This window comes from Flavobacteriaceae bacterium HL-DH10 (assembly GCA_031826515.1).
GTDB lineage: Bacteria > Bacteroidota > Bacteroidia > Flavobacteriales > Flavobacteriaceae > Thalassobellus > Thalassobellus suaedae.
In genome coordinates this window covers 3,893,909-3,918,811 of sequence record CP134536.1, presented here as the reverse complement: position 1 = coordinate 3,918,811, position 24,903 = coordinate 3,893,909, and the positions used below count along the sequence as shown (strand labels likewise).

Here is a 24,903-nt window from a genome sequence, read left to right as displayed (position 1 = left end):
ATACATTTGTAGTGCTTTTTGGTTTCAAATTCTTTGTGAAAAGGATATAGAATTAAAAGGGAATTTGGTGAAAATCCAAAACTGTTCCCGCAGCTGTAAGCTCTAAAAAGCTTTTAACATCTATAAGTCACTGTTCTTAGGAATGGGAAGGCGTTAAAAGTAGAGTGAGTCAGAAGACCTGCCTAAAGCTAAACATATATAAACTTTCGGGAATAAAAGTTAACGTGTTCGATACCCTTATTATAGGGGTTTCTTACCCTACTTTCCCATTGATAAAAAAAGATGGGTAAAAACATTGCCAAAACAACACATACATTTTTCTTTTGCGACGGCGGTTCTTGTCAAAAAGCAGGAGGCGAACAAGTTATAAGAGCTGCAAGAGCATATTTACGTAACAATGATTATTGGAACAATACACACACCATTAAAACAAGATGTAATGGCAGGTGTGAAGATGCTCCTACCTGTATTGTACATCCAGGAGAATTTTGGTACAAAGAACTTACACCAAAAAAAATCACCCATATTGTTAAAGGGCATATAAATAATGACTGTCCTTTAGAAACCGAACTGTTGTATAAAGAAGGATGGAAGCAACAGATTTCTAATAAAGAAATAGCTCCTATAAAACCAAAACCTTTTGAATTTAAAGCGGATGAAGAATTAGGCGATTGCCTTATTACTAGAGGTTTTAGTTCAGATCAATATTTATATCCATTATTCTTATTTATGTTAGAAAAGCAGGAAGGCGTAACACTTCATGTGCCTAATAAAACCCACTTAGCATTCAAAGAAATAAAAGAGGTGAACTATTCAAAAGAATACACACTTGAACTCCTAACTAAAACAGATTGTTTAGAATTTACTATTGCAGCTGTTCCAAAAGATGACAAGGAATTGCAACAATTAAAAATTTCTATTACAGAATATTTTTATCAAAAAGAAACCACGCAAACTGGCATTCGTTTTAAAAACAAATTCGGAGAAACCTTAGGGAAAATCGAATTTGATTCTATAAATACCGAAGCTTGGAAATACTGTACAAAAATCCAGTTGCAAAACTTAAATCTAGATTTAACACAGTTATGAATAAACATATCTCTATTTTAGGATTAGGCTGGTTGGGTTTGCCTCTGGCATTACAGCTTCAAAAAAAGGGTACTCTATTAGCGGTAGCACGTCTGAGCTTGATAACTTAAAATCGCTAAGTAAGTATTCGTTTCAGGTATGTAGAATAAAAATCGAATCTGATAAGATTATTGGAGATTGGGATGCTTTTATAAATAAAACATACACACTTATTATCAATTTTCCACCAAAGCGCCTTGATAATATAGAAACAATACACCCGCTTCAAATTGAACAAATTATTAAACAGACACCTAAGTCAATAAAAGTCGTTTTTGTCAGTTCTACATCTGTGTATCAAAACACCAATGGTCTTATAAATGAAACAATAGATTGTGTTCCAGAAAAAGCTTCTGGTAATGCTTTAATAAAAGCAGAATACTTATTGCAGAAGCATTTTGGTAAAAACTTAACCATTTTACGTTTAGCCGGCTTAATAGGTGTTAAGCGTCACCCAGGTGGCTTTCTTGCAAACAAAAAACAATTAAAAAACCCCAACGTACCTGTAAATCTTATTCACCAAAAAGATGCTATTGGTTTAATTGAAGCTGTTTTAGAGCAAAACTGTTTTGGGGAAATTATTAATGGCTGTGCAGATGAGCATCCCAAAAGAAAAGCTTATTATGAAAAAGCTGCGATTCTATTAAACTTACCTGCACCAATTTTCGAAACAGAAATAAAAGAACGTTATAAGGTTATAGACAATTCTAAATCGAATTCACTTCTTAATTATAAGTACCAATTTTCGAATCCTGAATGGATTTTTACAAAAGCGTATTTACCAGAAATAAGTATTATTGGTGCTGGACCTGGGAATAAAAACTTATTAACGTTAAAAGCTTTTGAAGCGATTGAAAATGCCGAAATTATATTATACGATAATTTAATTTCAGAAGAGATATTAAATATCAATATACAAGCAGAACTAATTTACGTAGGACGAAAATTTGGTGATATTGAAGACCAACAAACACGTCAAAACAATATTAATATATTAATGAAGGCACGTTGTGAGCAAGGAGAAAAAGTAGTTCGACTAAAATCTGGTGATCCCTATATTTATGGTAGAGCGGCAGAAGAAGCTCGTTTTTTAACTAAACATAAGTTGCCATTTACAGTCGTTCCAGGTATTTCTGCGGCTTTAGCAGCAGCGAGTTCAGCGAATATTCCTATTACAGAACGAAGACAATCCAATGCCGTTTTAATTTGTACGGCTCATACGTCAGATTATTCTACGGCACAACTTAAGGGTATTGCCGAAATGCTTAATGCAGGCAATACGTTAGCGTTAAATATGGGTTTAAAAAGTTTAGATCAAATTATTCCGAAACTACTGGAGGTTTGTAAAGACCCAAATATCCCTATCAGTGCTATTTCTAATGTTTCAAGACCGAATGAGGTTATACTGTCATCAACATTAGTAAACATTGAAGACGACATAAAAAAACAAGAACTGCAAATGCCCGTAGTATTTTTAATAGGAGCAGAACCAATTAGATAAAACGATGAAAAAAGGAATTTTACTTTGTGGACATGGTAGTAGAACCAAATCAGGAACCGATGCATTTAAAGAATTGGTTGCAGCTTTACAAGTTAGGTATACAGAGTACGAAGTAGATTATGGTTTCTTAGAATTTAACCATCCGGTTTATGAGGCTTCAGTAGAGCGTATGTATCAAAAGGGTATTCGTGAAATTTACGCATTACCTATCATCCTTTTTGCGGGTTCACATGCAAAGAATGATATTCCTTACGAGATGAATACCATACAAAGCTATTACAGTGATTTAACCATAAAAATGGGGAAACATATTGGCGTAAATTCATTTGTACTGGAATTAGCTCAAAAACGAATTTTGGAAACAGAAAGTAAGTACCCATCAGTAGACAGAAAGCAAACTTGTTTAATGGTTGTTGGTAGAGGAACGACTGATACCGATGCGAATTCCGATGTGCACAAGTTAGCCTGTATGTTAGGCGAAGGTATGGGCTTTGGTTTTACAACAGTTTCGTATAGTGGTACTGCATATCCAAGTGTTACTAAAAGTTTAGAACTTACTAGTAAAATGCAATTTAAACGCACCATTGCTATTCCGTTTTTCTTTTTTACCGGTATCCTTTTAGAACGTATTTACAATGAAATTCGTGTTTTTGATGAAACATCTCCTTTGGAGTATATCTATACGGAGGCCTTTGGGATTGATGAATTGATTTTAAAAGCGTTTGATGAGCGTCTTGGAGAAGTCATTAATGGTACAGCAAATATGAACTGCCAAATGTGTAAATACAGAAAGCAAATAGTAGGCGTAGAGTCCGAATTAGGAAAAGAGCAAATTGGACATCATTTAGGGGTAAAAGGTCTTTTGTTTGAAGAAGATGAAAAAGTAGGGCAAAAAAACAGTGTGTTTACTAAAATTAAAAAAAGTTTAGGAATATGATAGAAGGAACGGTTTATGGTATTTCTTTAGGTCCAGGTGATGCTGACTTAATTACCTTAAAAGGATTAAAAACGTTACAGCAAGCAGATAAAATATACTATCCAGGGTCGTTATTTAAAGACGGCAGAAAAGAAAGTTATTCGCTATCTATTTTAAATCATTATGATTTAGATGCGGAAAAATTAGTAGGCTTCTATTTAAAAATGGATTTGGAACGCGAGCAAGCCAAACTTATTTACGAAACAGCGTTTCAACAAATTTTAAGCGATTACAAAAAAGGATTATCCATAGCCATTGTTAGCGAAGGCGACATTAGTACGTACAGTTCTTTTTCTTATTTATTAGAAAAAATAGAGGCTCATAAATTATCTATTAATTTAATTCCAGGTATTAGTTCATACTTGCATTTAGCTTCAGAAAGTAAAAAGCCTTTGTGCTTACAAAACGAAAAAGTAGCGGTTATTCCTCGTATAAAAAGTAAAGAGGAATTAGAAGAAGCTATTCAGCATTTCGATACGGTAGTATTAATGAAAATAATGTCAGTTATAGATATTATCACATCAGTAATTGATACAGAAAAACACAACATCACTTATGCTGAACGCTTGGGAACAGACCAACAATTCATAACAACTAATTGGGCAACTGCGAACAAAAGAGAGACACCTTATTTTTCTCTTATCATTATTAAAAAAATTAAAAAATGAAGATAACTATCGCAGGCTTAGGGCCAGGAGATATCAATTATATATTGCCTATAGTTAAGAATGTTTTACAAAGAGCAGACGTCATTATTGGTTATGATTATTACTTTCAATTTGGAGAAACCTTTTTTAAAGAAGGTACAGAGCTAATTTCGATGCCATTAGGCAAAGAAGAAGCTAGAGCACATAAAGCTATTGAAAAAGCGAAGGAAGGCAAGTATGTGGTAGTTATAGGTTCGGGAGATGCTAGTATTTATTCTATGGCAGCCATTGTTTACGAAATAGTATCCAAAGAAAACCATGAAACTATTGAGTTAGAAACACTCCCGGGTATTTCAGCATTTTTAGCCGTAGGAAGTAAATTAGGAGCACCATTAGGTCATGATTTTTGTTGTATTTCATTATCCGATTTAATGACACCATGGAACAGCATTGAAAAAAGAATTAGAGCCGCTGCCATGGGGGATTTTGTGACGAGTTTGTACAACCCAAAAAGTAAAAAAAGACATTGGCAGTTGGGTAGGCTGAAAAAGCTATTTTTAGAAGAACGTGCTCCTGCAACACCTGTTGCTATTGTAAGGCATGTAACGCGACCAGAAGAAAATGTTATATTGACCACATTAGAAGCGTTTAATCCTGAAGATGTCGATATGTTCTGCTTAGTCATGATTGGGAATTCGCAAACGTATCGTTTTAAAGATTATTTAATTACGCCAAGAGGTTATCTTAATAGAAAACCACACACTGGTAAAGAAATTCAACAAGAAAGCTTTAAAATTGTTACCGAGCATATTAAAGAGTTGCCTTTTTCTATCTCAAATAAATGGGCTATAACAAGAGTTATTCATACCACAGGAATTTTAGAAGATTCTAATCATTATTCAGCAACACCAAATGCCATTGAGAATTGGTATAATCATCTTAAAAATGGTGGCGATATAGTAACAGATGTTACGATGGTAAAGTCAGGTATAACAAAAGCCTTTACGAAAGAATTTAATAACCAAATTCATTGTTTGTTAAATGAAGAAGCCACAGAATTACTAGCAAAATTGGATGATATTACCCGATCTCAAGCAGGAATAAGAAAGGCTATTGAGCAATATCCTAATGCATTATATGTTGTTGGAAATGCCCCAACAGCTTTATTTGAAATTGTTGACCAATTAAGAGATAACGATAGTTTTAAACCAATAGGAATTGTTGGAGTACCTGTTGGTTTTGTAAATGTTTTGGAAGCTAAAGAACAATTATCGCAAACCAAAAATATAGACTGGGTTATTATTGAAGGCAATAGAGGTGGAAGTAATGTTGCAGCAGCTATTGTTAATGCTGCTTTTACACTTCCTGAAGCTTCAAACTATTTTAAACCTTAAAAATGAACAAGTTTACTTCAGAAAATATTGAAACCTTAGAGCAAATAATACTAGCACGTAGGGATGTTAGAGGGAATCGTTTTATAAATAAATCGATTAGTAAAGCCGATTTAGATAAAATTCTATTTGCAGGAGTAAACGCACCTTCGGTTGGCTTTTCACAACCTTGGGAATTCGTTATTATTAAAGATTTAGAAATTAGAAATAAAGTTAAAGACAGTTTTTTCGAAGAAAACGAAAAAGCCAAAACATTTTTTGAAGGAAACAGAATAGATGTCTATACGCAGTTGAAATTAGAAGGTATTGTAGAATCTGCCTTAAATATTGCTGTTTTCTATAAACCAAGTGAACATCCTGTTTTAGGACAAACTGCTATGAAGGAAACCGGAGTGTACTCGGTTGTTTGTGCTATTCAAAATATGTGGTTAATGGCCAGAGCGTTAAATATTGGTTTAGGTTGGGTTAGTATTTTAAATCCCGATACTATTAAAACCATTTTAAAGGTACCTAAAGACAGACAATTGATAGGCTATTTATGTTTAGGGCATGTTGATGAATTTTATGAAAACCCTGAATTAGAGCGCTTGCAATGGGAAAAACGTAAAAATATTACAGATGTTGTTATTAAAGAAACCTATTAAGTAAGTGAAGCAAACTAAAAAAAATATTGACTTTTATTTAATTGGAATTAGTAATCATTCAACTCCAACATGGAATGATGAGGTGTTTAAACTAATTAATAAATCTACTATTTTTTCTGGCGGAAAACGTCATTATCAATTGGTGAAATCGTTCTTACCTAAAAACCATACTTGGATTGAAATTTCGGGTAAAATGGATGTTCTTATCAAACAATATAACGTCATTGATAGTTCTATTGTCGTTTTTGCTTCTGGAGATCCTTTTTTCTATGGCTTTGGTAACACTTTACAACGTTTATCACCAAACGCTAAACTAAAAACATTTCCTTATTTTAATAGCATTCAATTACTATGTCATAAAACACAAACAAACTACAATACCTTAAAAACGGTATCTGTACACGGTAGAGATTGGAGTGCTTTAGATGAAGCTTTAATTAATAGAGTTGAATTAATTGGCGTACTAACAGATACTAAAAATACACCTTCCAAAATTGCAAAACGCATGCTACAATATGGTTTCGATAATTACTCGATAACTATTGGAGAAGCATTAGAAGGTAATAATGAACATATTGAACAACTCGATTTATTGGCGTGTACAGATAAGGTTCATCATAGTTTAAACTGTGTTTTATTGAAGCAAATAGCTTTAAAACAGAAACCGTTTGGTATTCCTGATAGTGCATTTATACCATTAGCTAATCGGACGAATATGATTACTAAAATGCCTATTCGTTTAAGTACCATTGGAGTTTTGGAATTGCAAAATAAAGCCGTTTTTTGGGATATAGGCTCTTGTACTGGTTCTGTAGCTATTGAAGCCAAACAACATTTCCCACATTTAAAAATTATTGCTTTTGAAAAGCGCACAGAATGTGCAAGCATCATTCAAAAAAATACAGAGCAATTTTCTACACCAGGAATTGCTATGGTTATTGACGATTTTTTTAGCCTCAATATAAATGATTATCCTATCCCAGATGTTGTTTTTATTGGTGGTCATGGCGGTCGTTTAAAAGAGTTGATTCATATTATTAATCAATTAAATCCATTAGTACGATTTGTAATAAATGCTGTAAAAGAAAGCAGTTCTCAGGTGTTTGTTGAAGAACTTACCCAATTAAATTACACCATTAGTACACTTGTAATTCAGGTGGATACACATAATAAAATTAGCATACACTCTGCAAAAAAAATAAATAAATGAAAAAAATAGTCATTATAGCAGTTACAGAAAAAGGCATAGAAAAAGCGCTTGTTATTCAGAAAGAATTTCCAAAATCATTGGTAATAACTACTTTGAAATCAGGCAATAAAAATATATCATCTATAGTATCTGTTTCAGACTATTTAAAAGGGAATTTTTCGAAATTAGATGGTATTTGTTTTGTTTCTGCCTTAGGTATTTGTGTACGCTTAATAGCACCATATATTCAAGATAAAAATACAGATCCTGCTGTAGTTTCGGTAGATGATTTGTGTTTAAATGTACAATCTGTATTGAGTGGGCATAAAGGTGGCGCTAATGATTTTGCATCAAAAATAGCTTCGATTTTAGGTTCAAACGCGATCATATCGACATCTAGTGATGTTCAAAATATCTGGGCATTAGATACACTTGGGAAACAGTTTGAGTGGCAAACAGAGCGTTCCTTAGAAATGAATAAAATAATGGCCTTGTTTGTAAATAATAAACCTACGGCTTTACTTTTAGATATTAAAGATAAAGGAACGCAGTACCTTGAAAAAACGATTCCCAATTTTGTGACTGTTTTTTATGATGAAAAAGATATTGATTACACACATTTTGAATTGTTTATTGCTGTTACGTATAAAATGTATGAAGTAACAATCCCGAATTTGTTTTTTATTCCGAAAGTACTTTCAGTAGGGTCTGGCTGCTCTAAAAGTTTAGATTCAACACTTTTTGAAACGACTTTAAAACGAGAACTGGAAGCCATGAAAATTAATTTTTATGCAATTAAAAACTTTGGTTCCATAGATATTAAAGCAGAACAGGAAGCTTATTTAGATTTTAGTAAGCAGTATAATATTCCTTTTAGCACATTTACCTCAGCGGAGATAGATACTGTTTTTGTTCCTAACCCAAGTGAAATGGTACAATCTAAAATTGGTGTTGATGGGGTGTCAGAGTCTTGTGCACTGTTACTTTCCAGAAATAAAAACGTACTCATCGAAAAACAAAAAATACATTTAGATAATAGCGAGAAATTTACTTTTTCTGTGGCTTTACATGTTAATGTAGAACGCAGAACAGCTATTGCTATTATTGGAGCAGGACCTGGCGATGAAGAATTAATAACCGTAAAGGGAAAGCAATATTTAGAGCGAGCTGATTGTGTTTTGTACGCAGGGAGTTTAATTCCTGAAGAAATGACTAATTGGTGTAAAGCAGGAGCAGTGGTTCGAAATTCTGCTATGATGACTTTGGAAGAGCAAATTTCTTTAATGCAAGAGCATTATAAAAAAGGAAATTTCGTTGTGCGCTTACAATGTGGCGATCCGTCTTTATACGGTGCCATTCAAGAACAAATGACCATTTTTGACGACTTAGAAATGGATTACTTCATTGTGCCTGGTATCTCATCTTTTAGTGCAGCAGCAGCGGCTTTAAGGTCTGAATTTACCATTCCAGAAGTTGTACAGTCTATTGTTTTAACTCGTGGGGAAGGAAAAACACCTATGCCGCCAAAAGAAAGCATTGCGGCATTTGCAGCCACTAATGCTACCATGTGTATCTTTTTAAGTGTAGGTATTGCTAAAAAAGTAGAAGCCCAATTATTAGAACATTTTGATGCTGATACGCCTGTAGCTGTTATGTATAGAGTCTCTTGGAAGGATGAAGAAATTTTTCAAGGAAAATTATCAGAACTAGCAACAATTGTAAAGAAGAGCAAAAAAACAAGAACGGTATTAATTATTGTGGGGCAAGCCATTGGAGCTCGCAAAAACAGATCACAATTATACAGCCCGGAGTGGAAACACATTTTTAGAACGAATAAGAAATTTGTATTAACAGAATAATCAATTATAATAAAAATGATTTTAGTTTTTGGAGGAACAACAGAAGGAAAAAAAGTAGCCGCTTTATTAGAAAGTTTGGCTATGCCTTTTGTGTATTCAACTAAAACAAATATTCCTTTTGAAGAAAATGAAATAGCTAGTTATAGACATGGTGCTTTAGATGAACAACAACTAGAGGAGTATCTATTAAAAAATAAAATTCATACGATTATTAACGCGTCCCATCCTTTCGCTGAAATATTACATAGTACGATAGCAAAAGTTGCAGAACGTTTGCAAATACCTGTAATACGGTTTGGAAGAAAGTTACTTTCTAAAACAATTAACCCATCTGTATTTTATGTAGATTCTTATGATGCTGCTTTAGAATTATTAAAAGAAGATAAAAGGGTATTAGCGTTAACAGGTGTTCAATCGATTAAAAGACTAGAACCTTGGTGGCAAAAGCATACAACCTATTTTAGAATACTAAATAGACCTGAATCACTAGCTATTGCTGCCGAAAATAATTTCCCCGAAAAACAATTGATTTTAGGTTTGCCATCTGTTAATCTGGAAAAAGAAATTGACTTGATTAAGTCCAAAAACATCAACGTTGTTTTAACAAAAGAAACAGGTGATAGTGGATTTTTAAGCACAAAAATTGAGGCTGCTTTACAAACAAATTCACAAATTATTATTATCGAACAGCCAAAAACACCGACATATTTTAAGGTTGTGTTTGATGTTAATACACTGGAATTACTCATTCTTAAAACATTGAAAATATGAGTTTAAGAGACATTCCAAAAGGTCCGTTAAGAGAAGGGTTTACAACAGGAACCTGTGCCACAGCCGCAGCGAAATCTGGATTGATGGCAATCATTCATCAGAAAAAAAATGTTGCTGTAAACGTACACTTGCCTATAGATAAAGTTGTCGAGATTCCTATTCACCACTGCGAGTTTACTGAAGATACGTCCAATTGTTCAGTTATTAAAGACGCAGGTGATGATCCAGATGTTACCAATGGTGCAGAAATAGGTTGTATTTTAAAATTAACACAACAAAAAGACATTCAATTTATAGCAGGTGAAGGTGTCGGAACCGTGACACTTAAAGGCTTAGAACTTGCAATAGGGGAACCGGCTATAAACCCGGTGCCTAGAAAAATGATTACAAGTGCTATTCAAAAACTATTGCGAGATTACGATTTAGAATGTGGAGTATCTGTGACTGTTTATGTAACTAATGGGCGAAAGATTGCTAAACGCACCCTTAATGAGCGCGTAGGCATCATGAAAGGTATTTCTATTTTAGGAACAAGCGGTATTGTAAAACCGTATTCATCATCATCTTATATAGCAAGCATCGAGCAAGGTATTGATGTTGCGGTTGCTAATAATGTTACAGAATTGGTTATAAACTCAGGAGCAAGAAGTGAAAAATATTTATCGAAAAAATTCGATTATTTACCCGAATATGGTTTTATCCATTATGGGAATTGGATAGGAGAAACGCTGACTAAAATAAATCAATGCCCAATTGAAAAAGTAAGTATTGGTATCATGTTAGGCAAAGCAGCAAAATTAGCAGCAGGTATTACAGATACGCATAGTTGTGTATCTAGTTGGAATAAAGATTTTATAGTTGAATTGGCTGAACAAGTCGGTTTTTATGAAGCAGAAAAAATTAAAGCCTTAAATATGGCGGGACGGTTAACCGAATTGTTTGATTTTGAACAAAACGCACCTTTTTTTCAACTATTACTTAAACATTGTTACCAACATACGCATATAAAAATGAAACAGGTAGAATTGGATCTTTATCTTATAGATAAAGATGGAACACTTATTAAATATATTAAATAATGACAGTAATTTCTTTAATTAGACCTTTAACGGCTGGAATACTTCACTCTTTTGAGCCTGATCACGTAACAGCAGTTTCAGTATTAGCTTCCGAAAACACTATCAATAATAAAAAAGTAAACTTTAAATCTGTTTTTAAAGCTTCTCAATGGGCATTTGGACACTCGGTAACTTTATTACTTTTTGGTGGAGTAGCTCTCCTTTTTAAGAGTATGGCAAATTTAGTTGTACATAATATTTCTTTTTATGCTGAATTAGCCGTTGGCCCTATTATGATTTGGTTAGGAATTGTGGCCATAAAAAGAAACCATGCCATTAATAACATGGTAAAAGACCATAAAAAAATTGATGCTCACGAGCATGATATTAGCAACCCCATACATTTACATGGTACCAGAGGAGAAGAAATAGCTGTGAACCCAATGAATAAATCATTTTGGATAGGTATGTTACATGGATTGGCGGGTACTGGTGGAGCATTAACATCGGCCTTAGTTTTAAGTAGTGCTACAGTAGGGGATGCTATTCTTGTTTTAGCAGTAGAATGCCTAGGAATTATTATAGCTATGGGTGTTTATAGTTATGTTTTATTATCTGTTATGAGTCGTTTTTTAGAGCGTAATTTATCCATTTTTAAGTGGATGAATGGTATTGTAGGCATTGCTTCTGTATTTATAGGAATTGTTTGGATTTATAACGGTGTTTATGCATTATGAGACAAGGTGAAGAACATATAAATTTTCCGTTTTCTGCCATTGTGGGGCAAGACTATTTTAAGTTAGCACTTATTTTAAATATGGTAGACCCATTAATTGGAGGCGTTTTAGCAATAGGCGATAAAGGAACGGGAAAAACCACATTAATTAGGTCTTTAGCAAGCCTAATGAGGAACCAGAAAAATTATCCTTTTGTTAATTTACCCATTGGTGTTTCAGAAGATAGATTAATAGGTAGTATAGATTTAGAACAATTAATAAATGCTAAAAAAGAAGTTGTTAATCTAGGCTTAATGGCACAAGCACACCAAGGTGTTTTGTATGTAGATGAGGTTAATTTATTGCAAGATTACCTTACAGATATCTTGTTAGACGCTGCTGCTTCTGGTAATTATTATTTAGAACGGGAAGGTGTTTCTCGCTATTTTAAAAGTCAGTTTTGTTTAGTAGGTTCTATGAATCCTGAAGAAGGAAATTTAAGACCCCAACTAAAAGATCGTTTTGGTTTAAGTGTAAATATTACAACGTCTGTAGATCCAAAAGTACGTCAGAAAATCATCAAACAACGGTTAGCATTTGATAATGATCCTTTACAATTTGTTGCTGATTACAGCGTTGAAGATGATTGTATTAAATCACGAATTGAAGCTGCTAAAAATAGGCTTAAATCGATAAAAATTAATGATGAGATTATAGAATATTGCAGCCAATTAGCAATACAGCATCAAGTGGAAGGGTTACGAGCAGATATTTTACTACTAAAAACAGCGAGAGCTTTTGTTGCCTATCAAAACACTTCAGAAATCACCACAAAAGATGTTGATTGTATTGCAGATTTGGTGTTAAACCATAGAAGCTTAAATAATGAGCCTAATAAGCAAAATCCATCTCCAGATCAAAACAATCAACCAGAAGAAAAATCTTCAGAAACTAGCCTTTCGAAAGAAGAAAAAGTAAATATGTTGCTTCCACAAAATAAGTTTCAGAAGCCAAAACACATGCGTACAAATACCATCCAAAACGGAACGAATTTAATTCAAAATTCAGAAGGGAATATCACCTTAATTGATACTAAAAAAACCGTAAGTCAATATTTAGCAACCGATAAATTTGAACTAAAAAACAAGCGCAAAAGCAGGCTTTTAAAGCATCATCATATATTCTTGATAGATTCCAGTGGTTCCATGCTAAAAGATCAAATTATAGCTTATGCTAAAGGCATGGTAAATAAAATTGCAAAAGCCTCTAAAAATCAAAACACACAGTTTTCTATCATTTCTTTGTTTGACGGAGAAGCGCAACACATTTTAAATAGAACAGGTGTTTTAAAAGCTATTGAAATTGCATTAACAGACCTTAAAACAGGAGGTAAAACTAATTTAATTGCTGGGTTTAAATACGTAAAAAGTATTTGTACAGACATAGAATTTAACCACCATCTTCACATTATAACCGATGGAAAACTAAATACAGATGATAGTTTAGAGGATGTGGTGCTGGCTTTTCAAACCTATTGTAAAGGTGTGTATACTACTCAAATTATTGATGCAGAAAAAGGCATGGTTAAAATTGGAGTTGCTTCTGATTTGGCCAATCGAATTAAAGCCAATTATGAACTTTTAATAACAGAAAATGAGCACTAAAATAGTACATATTATTACAGGTGGGCAGCGATCTGGAAAAAGTGAATATGGTGAGGCGATTGCTTTAAATCTAGACGATTCTCCCACGTATTTAGCGACTTCTAAATATGGGGATGATGAATACCGTAAACGTATTGAGATTCATCAAAGTAGACGTACAGATAATTGGATAACTATTGAAGAGGAACTCAATATTAGTAATATAACGGCAGTTAATAAGGTGTTGTTTCTAGACTGTATTACACTTTGGATTACTAATGTTATGGATTATTTTAAATACGATGCGACTTTAAGTTTCGATTTTGTAATTAAACAATGGGATTTGCTATGTGCAAAAAACAATATCATTATTGCCATTACTAATGAAATTGGTTTAGGGGTAATACCTATGGAAAAAGTAACACGGCAATTTGTAGACTTACAAGGAAAGGTGAATCAATACATCGCACAAAAAGCAACTAAAGTAGACTTTATGGTTTCAGGAATCCCAATACATACAAAAGGATGATAAAACAATTTATCATATCGGCTCCAAGTAGTAATGCAGGTAAAACAACACTTACTTTAGGGTTATTACGTTTGTTTAAGCGCAATAATTATGCTATTCAGCCTTTTAAAGTAGGTCCAGATTATATCGATCCAAAATTTCATGAATTGGCTTCAGGTAAGGTTGGTATTAATCTAGATTTATTTATGATGACTCAAAATGAAATAGATAACAGTTTAAAATTATATGGAAAGGATGTCGAAGTTAATTGCATAGAAGGTGTTATGGGGTTGTTTGATGGTGCGAATAAAGACCTTGGGAGTACAGCCGATTTAGCAAAAAAACTAAAAACTCCTGTATTAATGGTGATTGATGCCAAAGCTGTAGCGTATTCTGTTGCGCCGCTTATTCAGGGTTTTGTGAATTTTGATAAAGATGTTAAAATCATGGGCGTTATTTTTAACAGAGTAGGGTCGGAGCGGCATTATGCTATGTTGAAAGATGCTTGTAAAGATATTGGTATAATATGTTTTGGTTACTTACCTAATTTAAAAAACATTGAGATTCCCTCAAGGCATTTAGGTTTAAATATACAAGAGATAGAAAAATTTGATACTGTAATTGATCAGATAGCAGATGTCCTAGAGGAAACAGTAAACAGGAATGATATTTTAGAAGCTTCAAAAGAAATAGAGACACCAGTTTCAGATAAAAAAAGAGTAAAAGAACATACCATCACCTTCGGTGTAGCTAAAGATGAGGCTTTCAATTTTATTTACCCTCAAAATATAACTGCTATGGAACAATTAGGAGATGTACATTTTTTTAGTCCTATACATGATAAAGAAATTCCAGATTGTGATTTTTTGTATGTCGCAGGAGGTTATCCAGAGTATTATTTAGAAGCACTTTCTGCTAACAAAAGTATGCTTGCTAGTATTAGGCAATTTGCAGAAAATAAGGGACAAATATATGCAGAATGTGGTGGGATGATGTATTTAGGAAACGCTATTATATCTGAAAATAATGAGGCTTTTAAAATGGTTAATTATTTTGATTTTCAATCTACTATAGCCAATAAAAAACTGCATTTAGGGTATCGCACTTCTAGAATTAATCAGCATGATTTTAAAGGACACGAGTTTCATTATTCTAGCTTGATAAATGATAATGAAGCAACAATTAACGCAACAATTACCAATGCTGTAGGGGTTCATACAGCAACTAAAATTTACAAAAAACAGAATGTCATGGCGTCGTACGTGCACCACTATTTTGGTTCGCCAGAAACGCTATTGCAATTGATTAACGAAAAAAAATAACAGATGAAAATTTATACAAGAAAAGGCGATAAAGGTACCACCGGGGTTTTTGGAGGTAAACGAACCTTTAAAAATTCGGCAAGAATTGAATGTATAGGAACCCTCGATGAGGTTAATTCAACCATAGGGTTATTGCGTTCTAAACTAGAAAACGATCACGAATGGCAACCAAACCTTCATCGTATTCAAAAAGATATGATGAATATGATGTCTCACTTGGCACGACCATCAGATTCTAAAAAAGAAAACCCCAATCCAAAACCAGAAGACGGTCCAGAATTTTGTGAAAATTGGTTGGATGCCATGGAAGCGAATATAAGCGCACCTTCGGATTATTTTTTATTACCAGGTGGTAACGAATTATCGGCGCTTTGCCATGTTTGCAGAACACAAATGAGGCGAGGAGAAAGGCAGTTGGTTACTTTAATGCAAGAAGATCCAGACTGTGTGGAAGATTACATCATGAGCTATATAAACAGGCTATCCGATTTGTTTTTTACCATGGCAAGAGCAGAAATGGATAAGCATGGTGTTGCTGAAGAAAAATGGAATTTATTTTTATATAAACGAAAGAAGAAAGCAGAATAACAAATACTGAATTCATTTAAACTTTTTGAGTTGAAGCGAAAATTAGTCATTTTGGAATCAGTTGAAGCCTTTTTTGAGTTGCATAGCATCGCTACGGAATGAAAAAAAGACAAAAAATGGGCAGAAAAGGGCCATTTTTTAGCCAATTGAAAAAGTTTAAATGAGTTCACTAAATCAGAATAAACAAAAACAATTTAATACATAACATTTTAACTTTAAAAACAAAATTATGCACATCGAACCAGGACTAGTAGATTCAGCGAAAATAGGTCTTTCTTATGTAACAGCCTCAGTCGCAATTATAGCAGTAGCGAAAGCTTCAGTTAACAATATTAAAATGAATAATCCATTGACTTTTTTAGTCAAATCAGCAATCACTACCATGTTAGTGTTTACATTTTTTCAAATATTACCACATTATTCAGTGGGTGTTTCAGAGGTTCATTTTATTATGGGCTCCACATTATTTTTATTGTTTGGATTAGCACCTGCCAGTATTGGTCTAGCCCTAGGTTTATTCATTCAGGGCGCCTTATTCTCTCAAATTGATTTACCTCAATACGGTATGAACATTACCACCTTACTAGTTCCTTTAATGGCGCTTTCTTATGTTGCCAATAAAATTATAGCAACCGATACACCATATACTAAATTAAAGTATGCACAAGTATTTAAACTGTCTTTGGTGTATCAAGCAGGCATTGTTTCTTGGGTTACATTTTGGGCAATTTATGGTCAGGGTTTTGGAGTAGAAAATGTATTAAGCATACTTAGTTTTGGTGGCGCTTACATGCTAGTTGTTTTAATTGAACCATTAGTAGATTTAGGCTTATTAGCTATGGCAAAATTTTTAACTGGTAGATTTAATAAAAACAACTTTTTTGAAAAACGACTTTATAATGCTGTTCAAGCATAAGTGGTTATTTAAAAAAGCGAATAATTTTCAATTTATAAAACATGAATAAAATACCAATTACCATCGTTACCGGATTTTTAGGCGTTGGAAAAACAACTTTAGTACATAATATGCTAAAAAAGGCCAATGGAAAGCGTATTGCTGTTCTAGTAAACGAATTTGGTGAAGTAGATGTTGATGGGCAACTTATTGCCGCCTCGGAATGTGGAGATGATGATTGTAATTTAATTAAACTACCAAACGGTTGTATCTGCTGTACGGTACAAGAAGAGTTTTTGCCTTCCATGTTGCGGTTACTAGAACGTAAAGATGAAATTGACCATATTGTTATAGAAACATCGGGTTTATCTATGCCTAAGCCGTTAGTAAAAGCGGTAAACTGGCCAGATTTAAAACCTCACATTACCATCGATTCCGTTATTACTGTAGTTGATGCAGTAGGGATAGCAACTGGAGAAATTTGTGATAGAGAACGTGTACAAGCACAACGGTTAGCCGATGATTCTTTAGACCATGAAACCCCGATAGAGGAATTGTTTTTAGATCAATTAGTTTGTGCCGACTTAGTCTTAGTAAGTAAAAGAGATTTAGTTGATGATACGAAGTTTGAAGAGATAACCAAAATAATTACAGCTAAGGCAAGACCAAATACTAAAATTATTCCTGTTATAAATGGTGAATTAGATAATACCTTGCTATTAGGTGTTGAAGCATTTGCTGAAAATGATGTAGATAATCGCCATTCAATTCATGAAGAGCACCATAAACATGGGCATCATCATCACCATAATGATGATATTAAAAATGCGCTTTTAGAATATCCTGAAACTACGAATGTTAAAGCTTTGGTTGAATATTTAAAACGTCTGGTAGAAGCTCATGAAATTTATAGAATAAAAGGGTTTGTAAACATTCCTAATAAACCAATGCGTATGGTTTTACAAGGTGTAGGGGCGCGTTTCGATTATTATTATGATAGACCATGGCGCGAAAATGAAGAACGCAAAACATGTTTGGTAGTAATAGGAAAGGGAATCGAAGAGTTAAAAAGCTTAGATAAGAGTCTTGTTTAATAATTTATAATTAAAATAATAAACAAACTTGCATTTAATTTCTACCATACCAGGCGGCTGGAACCCTAATGATGAAGGTGTATTTTACATCGATCAAACCCCGGGAGATATTGTGTTTTTATCTTCAGCAGATTCAGATTTGTTTATGATGAACAATGCCTACAAATTAATATATAATTCTGTAGGCAGTGTTCCTTCATTTAGGTTTGCCAATCTTAGCTATTTTAAGCAAGAACTCACGATTGATACGTATGTTGAAGATGTGATTGCTTCGGCTAAAATTGTTGTGCTTAAACTTTTAGGAGGTAAGGCATATTACAATTACTTGTGCGAAGCAGTTTTAGATTGTTGTGAAGAAAATAATATTCAATTGGTGTTTTTGCCCGGTGATAATAAACCAGATTTAGAACTGATGCAGTCTTCTAATATTCCATTAAAAGATGTTGATTTAATTTGGAAATATATCCAGTCTGGCGGTATCGAAAATTGCCAATCTGCGTTGCAATTGATCAGTAATAGAATTACTAATTTAAATGTAGCTCCCAGTCCAATTAAAACCATTCCCGACTTATTTTTGTATCATCCAAATCAGGGTATTTGGGATGCAACAACACCAAAAGCAGAAAAAAAACAGGTTGTTATTTTTGGTTATAGAAGTTATTATTTATCCAATAATTTAGAGCCTATTCATAGCCTTATTAGCTCTTTAGAGGAAGAAGGTATATCTTCTGTGGTGCTTATGGCAGCGGGGTATCGCGATTACGATATTCAGCAACAAATTTTCGACTTGCTAAAAATGCATCACATTGAAAACCCTCAAGTTATAATTAACACAACCGGTTTTAGTGTACAAGGGTTTCATGAAACGTCACAAAGTTTGTTTGATGTGTTTAATGTGCCTGTTATTCAGGCTATCATGGGAAGTTGTAACCGAGAAAGTTGGCGGGAAGGTGATTTTGGCTTGCCACCTACAGATATAGCTATGAACATTGCTTTACCCGAAGTGGATGGTAAAATCATTTCAAAAGTAATTTCATTTAAAGAAGCTGTAGAAAAAGATACTTTAACCGATTCTGAAGTAGTTTCTTATGTCTCAAATAGAGAAGGCTGCGAATTTGTAGCTCAAATGGCTAAGGCTTGGTTAAATCTTCAGAATAAGACTAATTCTGATAAAAAAATTGCCTTAGTTCTGCCTAATTATCCAAATAAAAACAGCCGATTGGCTAATGGCGTGGGTTTAGATACGCCACAAAGTACCTTACAGATATTAGCACAATTAGCACAAGAAAGCTATGTATTAGCTCCAGATTATCCGAAAACAACGAACGAGCTTATAAATAAATTAACAAACTCGGTAACCAATAGTTTGGAATCTATAAATTCTTTAAATGAGCGGCATGCCATTAAGTTAGATGAGGTTTTGTTTTATAAGTATTATAACCAATTATCACAAGGGCTTCGTGATACTATGGAGGCGCAGTGGGGGCATCCTAAACAATCTCCCAATTATCAAAAAGGCTATTTTTTAATACCGGGCTTTGTTTCTAAAAATGTATTGGTAAGCACTCAGCCTAGTAGAGGTTATAATTTAGATTTACAAGCCAGTTATCATTCACCAGATTTACCACCACCACCAGCCTATTTGGCCTATTATATTTGGTTACAACACGTTTTTAAAGCAGATGCTTTGGTGCATATTGGTAAACATGGAAACTTAGAATGGCTGCCTGGTAAAAGTGTAGCTCTGAGTAAAGAAACTTGTTTTCCTGCTGCTATTTTAGGCGCAATACCTCATTTTTATCCTTTTATAATTAATGATCCGGGGGAAGGAACTCAGGCAAAACGAAGAAATCAAGCCATTATATTAGATCATTTAATTCCGCCAATGACAAGGGCAGAAAATTATGGTGATTTATTAAAGTTAGAGCTTTTAATCGATGAGTTTTATGAAGCTGCTTTAGTTGATAAAAAAAGAGCAAAACTCATTAAAACTAAAATTGAAAATCTCGTAAATGAAACCCATCTTAAATCTGATTTAAACCAAGACGGAAAAGATATTGATGCTTTATTAGAAGTTATTGATGGGTATTTGTGCGAATTAAAGGAATCTCAAATTAGAGGTGGTTTACATATTTTAGGACAATTGCCTAGGCAAGACAAATTAGTCGATTTAATTGTTGCTTTACACCGTTTGCCTCAAGCAAATTTAAAAGGAATTACGCAGTGTTTAGCAGAAGATCTAAAACTAAATTTCGATCCGTTAAATGTTGTTTATTCAGATAGCTTTGAAAAAGATATTTTTGATATTTCGTGTCGAAGTTATGGACAGGCAGTAGAGCTTTTAGAAAACAAAGCAAAAAACAGTGTCAATCAATTATTAAACGGACATAAAAACGAAAAAATAGGTGCTTCAACCGATCAAATATTAACATATATTAAACAATATACACGACCGGTTTTACATAAGACGAGTAATGAAATAGCGCATTTAATTAAAGGTTTAAACGGAAAATATATTCCAGCAGGGGGATCTGGTGCTCCCACAAGAGGACGACTCGATATTTTACCAACGGGCAGAAATTTTTATTCTGTTGATGTGCGTACCGTTCCTTCGGAAACCGCTTATCAATTGGGTGAAAAAAGTGCCAAAAATATTATTGACCGCTATTTACAAGAACATGGAGAATATCCTACGTCTATAGGATTATCGGTTTGGGGAACTTCTACCATGCGTACTAGTGGTGATGATATAGCACAAGCTTTAGCTTTAATTGGTGTGAAACCTGTTTGGGAAGGTTCTAATAGGCGGGTTAAAGATTTTAAAGTACTTTCTATATTAGAACTTAAAAGACCTAGAGTAGATGTTATGTTGCGTATTTCTGGGTTTTTTAGAGATGCTTTTCCCGATTTAATTTCACTTTTCAATGCGGTTGTTGAAAAAGTAGCCTCATTAGACGAAACAGTGGAACAAAATCCCATAAAAAAGCGTGTAGAAGAAGAAAGAATGCAATGGCAGGAGAAAGGTATTGATGAAAAACAAGCAACAGAAAAGGCATTATATCGTGTTTTTGGATCTAAACCTGGTGCCTATGGCGCAGGGCTTCAAGGATTAATAGATGGTAAAAACTGGACTACATCTGATGATTTAGCACAAGCCTATATTAATTGGAGTGGCTATGCTTATTACGGAAAAAACAATAGTGGCACCTCTGCCCACGAAACCTTTAAAAAGCGATTATCGTCTATTGAAGTGGTGATGCAGAATCAAGATAACAGAGAGCATGATATTTTAGATTCTGATGATTATTATCAATTTCAAGGCGGTATGACGGCTGCCGTAAATACCATAAAAGGGACACAGCCCGAAACTTATTTTGGAGATCATTCTCGACCAGATCATCCGAAGGTGAAATCATTAAAAGAAGAATTATTAAAAGTATTTCGATCTAGAGTCGTCAATCCAAAATGGATGGAAGGAATGCAAGAACATGGTTATAAAGGTGCTTTTGAAATGGCTGCGACCATGGATTATCTTTTTGCCTACGATGCCACAACCAATTTAATTGAGGATTTTATGTATGAACAAATTACAGATACTTATTTGTTTGATGATGAAAATAAAGACTTCCTAGAAGCACACAATCCATGGGCATTAAAAGATATGTCGGAACGGATGCTAGAAGCCATTCAACGAGGTATGTGGAATACCCCTTCAGAAGAAACTATAGAAGCATTAAAAGAAATTTATAAAAAATCAGATAATATAACAGAATAAATAATGAAGACATTTAATATTCAATCACCAGATCAAGCCATTTTAGAACAATTAGTTCACAAAGTAAATAACAAAACAAAACCTAAAGGATCTCTAGGAATATTGGAAGACATTGCCATAAAAATAGGTGTTATTCAGCAAACTTTAAGCCCTAAATTAAGCAAACCAACGATTGCTGTATTTGCTGCAGACCATGGTATTGCTGAAGAGGGTGTTGTAAATCCTAATCCACAAGAAGTTACTTGGCAAATGGTGTATAATTTTTTAAGTGGTGGTGCAGGTATTAATGTGTTTACCAAGCAGCACAACATTGCTTTAAAAGTGATTGATTCGGGTGTGAAATATGATTTTAAAAATTTGTTAGGGTTAATTGATGAAAAAATTGATTTAGGCACAAAAAATTACCTGCATCAACCAGCAATGACTAAAGCGCAATGTGAAACGTGTATTGAAAAAGGAGCAGCCATAGCAACCAGTATTTATTCGGAAGGTTCTAATATTATTGGTTTTGGTGAAATGGGGATTGGTAATACAAGTTCTGCATCTTTGCTAATGAGTAAGTTGTTAGGAATGCCAATAGAGGATTGTGTTGGAATGGGAGCAGGGTTAAATAGCGAAGGTGTTGTAAAGAAAAAACAAGTGCTTAGGGCGGTTATAGAAAAACACAGTTCGGTATCATCAACAGAAGACATTTTACAAACGTTTGGTGGTTTTGAAATAGCGATGATAGCAGGGGCTATGTTACAAGCTGCTGAATTAAAAATGGGTTTATTAATAGATGGATTTATCATAACATCTGCTTTATTGGTTGCTTCAAAATTAAATCCACAAGTGATTGATTATTGTGTTTTCGCACATACTTCTGGAGAGCCAGGACATCAAAAATTATTAGATTATTTTAAAGCCAAACCTTTATTAAACTTAGGTTTAAGGCTAGGTGAAGGTACAGGTGCAGCCATCGCTTTTCCTTTAGTACAGTCGGCTGTGAATTTAATAAATGAATTAGCCAGTTTTGACAGTGCAAGCGTTTCTAATAAAGGAAATGAATGAAAAAGGAAATCCAAATATTCTTTACGGCATTAATGTTTTATACCAGAATTTCTACTCCAAAAGTCATTCAATTTAAAAAAGAGTATTCTATAGAGTCAATTAAATATTTACCTCTTATAGGTTTGTTGGTTGGTGGACTTTCTGCTTTTATATTGATTTTATCACTTACTATTTTACCTGTTTCAATTGCCGTAACTATTTCCATGGTTTGTAGTTTATTAATAACAGGCGCATTTCATGAAGATGGTTTGGCGGATACTGTTGATGGTTTTGGCGGAGGATGGAACAAAGAAAAAATTCTTCTAATAATGAAGGATAGTACGATAGGTGCTTATGGTGTTATAGCTTTAATAATGGCACTTTTGTTGAAGTTTCAATTATTAGTGGCTTTGGTAGATTTACCGGTCGCAAATGGAATTCCTACTCATTATTTTGTTTTATTTGTTTTGCTTGCTGGTCATAGCCTTACTAGGGTATTAGCAGTTAGTGTCATGATTACGCATCAATATGCTCGCGTAAATGATGGCACTTCAAAATTAAAATCAATTACTCCAGAAAGTTTAAAATGGATAAGTCCAGCATTTATTTTAGCACTTGCTTTTGCTTTATTTCCATTATTTTTATTTCAAACACCTTATGTCTTTTTATTACTTTTTCCTATTTATATGGTAAAAGTGTTACTTGCTAGGTTTTTTAATAAATGGATTGGCGGTTACACGGGAGATTGCTTGGGAGCTATTCAACAAATTAGTGAAATTATATTTTACTTAAGTATGCTTATACTATGGAAATATATTTGATAAGGCACACCACGCCAGAGATTGGAAAAGGGGTTTGTTATGGGGATAGTGATATCCCTCTAAGAGTCACCTTTTCTTTAGAAGCTGAAAAGATTTTGAGCGCAATTCCAAAAAGTTTTGATAAAGTGTATTCTAGCCCTTTGCAGCGTTGTACGCAATTAGCATATGTTATTTCAGAAGATATTACACTAGATAATCGCTTAAAGGAACTTAATTTTGGTTCGTGGGAACTTAAAAAATGGACCGATATACCGCATAATGAGATACAGCCTTGGTATGATGATTGGGTGAATAAACCAACGCATAACGGAGAGTCTTACCAAGAACTTCAAAATCGAGGAATATCATTTTTAGAAGATATACCAAATGATTATAATCGAATAGCTATTGTAACACACGCTGGCGTTATAAGAAGTTTATGGGCGTATTTTAAAAACATAGCTTTAAAAAAATCCTTTAATGCTTTAGTTATTGAATATGGAGCCGTCATAAAAATAATTTATAGAGCTTAGAGATGTAAAAATTTAAAAAAAAGACCGCAAGGATTTGAATGAGATATGATTGCAATAAACATCAAAACCAACGACTACAAAGGATTTAAAAAGTTAGTGCAGTAAAATTTTAAAGTTTAAGGTAATGAATCTAGTACATCGTATTACATTAATTTTTGAGTATAAGACAAATCAAATTCGATTTAAAAAGTATAGTAGCTAATATTAGAAAAAAAGCGAATTTGTAAGATAGATGTTATAATAATATCAAAAGTAATCAAAAGTTTACATCATTTTTACACCTCGTAACCTCCAAAGTAGGGTGTATCAAGGGGCGTTACATATTGTGTCGGAAAGTAATTATATAAACTACATCAAACTATATTGATATAATAAAATGGTAAACAGTGCTTTAAAAAAATATTGATAAAGCAGAGGCTAAAACAATTAAAAGAGGAGAAGCAGCTTTTAGTGATAATTATCAGAATAGCAAAGATGAGGAAATACGAAAATATTATAAAAGAAACTTAGTGGAGTATCTTGAAGCCATTAAGAGTTTAGAGAAAAGATTTGAGATAGGCTTCTTTTCAAATCTTATAGTAACAAAAAAAATAAAACGCTTTTGAAATTAGTTACACTATAAAACTAATCAAGCATTTTGTTGCTAAGTCATCCATCATTGACTAAACTTATCAAAAATTAAAAGGACTGTTTAGAAAACTTTTTTGTGATAATCAAAATCTGTGTTTTATGTAAACCTTATCCAAAAGAATGTAATTAATTTTATATGTCTTACATTATATTTGTTAAAGCTATTAATCAGTTTGTCAGTTAAAAGTCCCCAAGTGAATAGCTTA

At 33.5% G+C, this 24,903-nt stretch carries 21 protein-coding genes and 1 riboswitch; all 21 genes read left to right on the top strand.

Features of this window, described 5'->3' with window-relative positions:
* The first annotated feature begins 2 nt into the window (after positions 1-2).
* Positions 3-201, top strand: a riboswitch (cobalamin riboswitch).
* Positions 202-282: 81 nt separating this feature from the next.
* Complete coding sequence (locus RHP49_16570) at positions 283-1,089, top strand: (2Fe-2S) ferredoxin domain-containing protein (protein ID WNH12489.1); 807 nt, start codon at positions 283-285, stop codon at positions 1,087-1,089.
* Between the two features lie 331 nt (positions 1,090-1,420).
* The gene (gene cobA / locus RHP49_16565; GenBank protein ID WNH12488.1) at positions 1,421-2,629 is read left to right on the top strand and encodes a uroporphyrinogen-III C-methyltransferase; all 1,209 of its coding nucleotides are present in this window, start codon (positions 1,421-1,423) and stop codon (positions 2,627-2,629) included.
* A gap of 4 nt (positions 2,630-2,633) precedes the next feature.
* Positions 2,634-3,566: a sirohydrochlorin chelatase gene (locus RHP49_16560; GenBank protein WNH12487.1), complete on the top strand. Its 933-nt coding sequence runs from the start codon at positions 2,634-2,636 to the stop codon at positions 3,564-3,566.
* Positions 3,563-4,273, top strand: coding sequence for a precorrin-2 C(20)-methyltransferase (gene cobI, locus RHP49_16555; GenBank protein WNH12486.1), 711 nt, complete (start codon positions 3,563-3,565; stop codon positions 4,271-4,273). The genes RHP49_16560 and cobI overlap by 4 nt, the downstream gene beginning before the upstream one ends.
* Complete coding sequence (gene cobJ / locus RHP49_16550) at positions 4,270-5,646, top strand: precorrin-3B C(17)-methyltransferase (GenBank protein WNH12485.1); 1,377 nt, start codon at positions 4,270-4,272, stop codon at positions 5,644-5,646. Before cobI ends, cobJ begins: the two co-directional genes overlap by 4 nt.
* Positions 5,647-5,648: 2 nt before the next feature.
* Positions 5,649-6,287, top strand: coding sequence for a 5,6-dimethylbenzimidazole synthase (bluB, locus tag RHP49_16545; protein ID WNH12484.1), 639 nt, complete (start codon positions 5,649-5,651; stop codon positions 6,285-6,287).
* A 4-nt stretch (positions 6,288-6,291) separates the two neighbouring features.
* Entirely contained in the window at positions 6,292-7,497 is a 1,206-nt protein-coding gene (gene cbiE / locus RHP49_16540; protein WNH12483.1) for a precorrin-6y C5,15-methyltransferase (decarboxylating) subunit CbiE, read from the top strand.
* Complete coding sequence (gene cobM, locus RHP49_16535) at positions 7,494-9,335, top strand: precorrin-4 C(11)-methyltransferase (GenBank protein ID WNH12482.1); 1,842 nt, start codon at positions 7,494-7,496, stop codon at positions 9,333-9,335. The genes cbiE and cobM overlap by 4 nt, the downstream gene beginning before the upstream one ends.
* A 15-nt stretch (positions 9,336-9,350) precedes the next feature.
* Positions 9,351-10,106, top strand: coding sequence for a precorrin-6A reductase (gene cobK, locus RHP49_16530; protein WNH12481.1), 756 nt, complete (start codon positions 9,351-9,353; stop codon positions 10,104-10,106).
* Complete coding sequence (locus RHP49_16525) at positions 10,103-11,185, top strand: cobalt-precorrin-5B (C(1))-methyltransferase (protein WNH12480.1); 1,083 nt, start codon at positions 10,103-10,105, stop codon at positions 11,183-11,185. The genes cobK and RHP49_16525 overlap by 4 nt, the downstream gene beginning before the upstream one ends.
* Entirely contained in the window at positions 11,185-11,901 is a 717-nt protein-coding gene (locus tag RHP49_16520; protein ID WNH12479.1) for a hypothetical protein, read from the top strand. Before RHP49_16525 ends, RHP49_16520 begins: the two co-directional genes overlap by 1 nt.
* Positions 11,898-13,544 carry an AAA family ATPase gene (locus RHP49_16515; GenBank protein ID WNH12478.1) on the top strand — a complete coding sequence of 549 codons (1,647 nt, stop codon included), beginning with the start codon at positions 11,898-11,900 and terminating at the stop codon, positions 13,542-13,544. Before RHP49_16520 ends, RHP49_16515 begins: the two co-directional genes overlap by 4 nt.
* The gene (locus RHP49_16510) at positions 13,534-14,052 is read left to right on the top strand and encodes a bifunctional adenosylcobinamide kinase/adenosylcobinamide-phosphate guanylyltransferase (GenBank protein WNH12477.1); all 519 of its coding nucleotides are present in this window, start codon (positions 13,534-13,536) and stop codon (positions 14,050-14,052) included. The genes RHP49_16515 and RHP49_16510 overlap by 11 nt, the downstream gene beginning before the upstream one ends.
* Positions 14,049-15,353 carry a cobyrinate a,c-diamide synthase gene (locus RHP49_16505; protein ID WNH12476.1) on the top strand — a complete coding sequence of 435 codons (1,305 nt, stop codon included), beginning with the start codon at positions 14,049-14,051 and terminating at the stop codon, positions 15,351-15,353. The genes RHP49_16510 and RHP49_16505 overlap by 4 nt, the downstream gene beginning before the upstream one ends.
* A gap of 3 nt (positions 15,354-15,356) precedes the next feature.
* Positions 15,357-15,941, top strand: a complete 585-nt coding sequence (locus RHP49_16500; protein ID WNH12475.1) for a cob(I)yrinic acid a,c-diamide adenosyltransferase — start codon at positions 15,357-15,359, stop codon at positions 15,939-15,941.
* 229 nt (positions 15,942-16,170) lie between these two features.
* Complete coding sequence (locus RHP49_16495; protein ID WNH12474.1) at positions 16,171-16,857, top strand: energy-coupling factor ABC transporter permease; 687 nt, start codon at positions 16,171-16,173, stop codon at positions 16,855-16,857.
* Positions 16,858-16,898: 41 nt separating this feature from the next.
* Positions 16,899-17,930 carry a cobalamin biosynthesis protein CobW gene (gene cobW / locus RHP49_16490; GenBank protein WNH12473.1) on the top strand — a complete coding sequence of 344 codons (1,032 nt, stop codon included), beginning with the start codon at positions 16,899-16,901 and terminating at the stop codon, positions 17,928-17,930.
* A 28-nt stretch (positions 17,931-17,958) separates the two neighbouring features.
* Positions 17,959-21,705, top strand: a complete 3,747-nt coding sequence (gene cobN, locus RHP49_16485; GenBank protein WNH12472.1) for a cobaltochelatase subunit CobN — start codon at positions 17,959-17,961, stop codon at positions 21,703-21,705.
* Positions 21,706-21,708: 3 nt separating this feature from the next.
* Positions 21,709-22,755, top strand: coding sequence for a nicotinate-nucleotide--dimethylbenzimidazole phosphoribosyltransferase (gene cobT / locus RHP49_16480; protein WNH12471.1), 1,047 nt, complete (start codon positions 21,709-21,711; stop codon positions 22,753-22,755).
* The gene (locus RHP49_16475; protein WNH12470.1) at positions 22,752-23,555 is read left to right on the top strand and encodes an adenosylcobinamide-GDP ribazoletransferase; all 804 of its coding nucleotides are present in this window, start codon (positions 22,752-22,754) and stop codon (positions 23,553-23,555) included. Before cobT ends, RHP49_16475 begins: the two co-directional genes overlap by 4 nt.
* The gene (cobC, locus tag RHP49_16470; protein WNH12469.1) at positions 23,540-24,067 is read left to right on the top strand and encodes an alpha-ribazole phosphatase; all 528 of its coding nucleotides are present in this window, start codon (positions 23,540-23,542) and stop codon (positions 24,065-24,067) included. Before RHP49_16475 ends, cobC begins: the two co-directional genes overlap by 16 nt.
* Positions 24,068-24,903: the final 836 nt, after the last annotated feature.

Excerpts from the sequence above, each read along its gene's own strand:
- cobI (WNH12486.1), top strand. The coding sequence starts at position 3,563 with ATGATAGAAGGAACGGTTTATGGTATTTCTTTAGGTCCAGGTGATGCT.
- RHP49_16505 (WNH12476.1), top strand. The coding sequence starts at position 14,049 with ATGATAAAACAATTTATCATATCGGCTCCAAGTAGTAATGCAGGTAAA.
- RHP49_16520 (WNH12479.1), top strand. The coding sequence starts at position 11,185 with ATGACAGTAATTTCTTTAATTAGACCTTTAACGGCTGGAATACTTCAC.
- RHP49_16475 (WNH12470.1), top strand. The coding sequence starts at position 22,752 with ATGAAAAAGGAAATCCAAATATTCTTTACGGCATTAATGTTTTATACC.
- RHP49_16525 (WNH12480.1), top strand. The coding sequence starts at position 10,103 with ATGAGTTTAAGAGACATTCCAAAAGGTCCGTTAAGAGAAGGGTTTACA.
- cobK (WNH12481.1), top strand. The coding sequence starts at position 9,351 with ATGATTTTAGTTTTTGGAGGAACAACAGAAGGAAAAAAAGTAGCCGCT.
- RHP49_16510 (WNH12477.1), top strand. The coding sequence starts at position 13,534 with ATGAGCACTAAAATAGTACATATTATTACAGGTGGGCAGCGATCTGGA.
- RHP49_16570 (WNH12489.1), top strand. The coding sequence starts at position 283 with ATGGGTAAAAACATTGCCAAAACAACACATACATTTTTCTTTTGCGAC.
- RHP49_16495 (WNH12474.1), top strand. The coding sequence starts at position 16,171 with ATGCACATCGAACCAGGACTAGTAGATTCAGCGAAAATAGGTCTTTCT.
- cobC (WNH12469.1), top strand. The coding sequence starts at position 23,540 with ATGGAAATATATTTGATAAGGCACACCACGCCAGAGATTGGAAAAGGG.
- cobT (WNH12471.1), top strand. The coding sequence starts at position 21,709 with ATGAAGACATTTAATATTCAATCACCAGATCAAGCCATTTTAGAACAA.
- RHP49_16560 (WNH12487.1), top strand. The coding sequence starts at position 2,634 with ATGAAAAAAGGAATTTTACTTTGTGGACATGGTAGTAGAACCAAATCA.
- RHP49_16500 (WNH12475.1), top strand. The coding sequence starts at position 15,357 with ATGAAAATTTATACAAGAAAAGGCGATAAAGGTACCACCGGGGTTTTT.
- cobW (WNH12473.1), top strand. The coding sequence starts at position 16,899 with ATGAATAAAATACCAATTACCATCGTTACCGGATTTTTAGGCGTTGGA.
- RHP49_16515 (WNH12478.1), top strand. The coding sequence starts at position 11,898 with ATGAGACAAGGTGAAGAACATATAAATTTTCCGTTTTCTGCCATTGTG.
- cobM (WNH12482.1), top strand. The coding sequence starts at position 7,494 with ATGAAAAAAATAGTCATTATAGCAGTTACAGAAAAAGGCATAGAAAAA.
- bluB (WNH12484.1), top strand. The coding sequence starts at position 5,649 with ATGAACAAGTTTACTTCAGAAAATATTGAAACCTTAGAGCAAATAATA.
- cobJ (WNH12485.1), top strand. The coding sequence starts at position 4,270 with ATGAAGATAACTATCGCAGGCTTAGGGCCAGGAGATATCAATTATATA.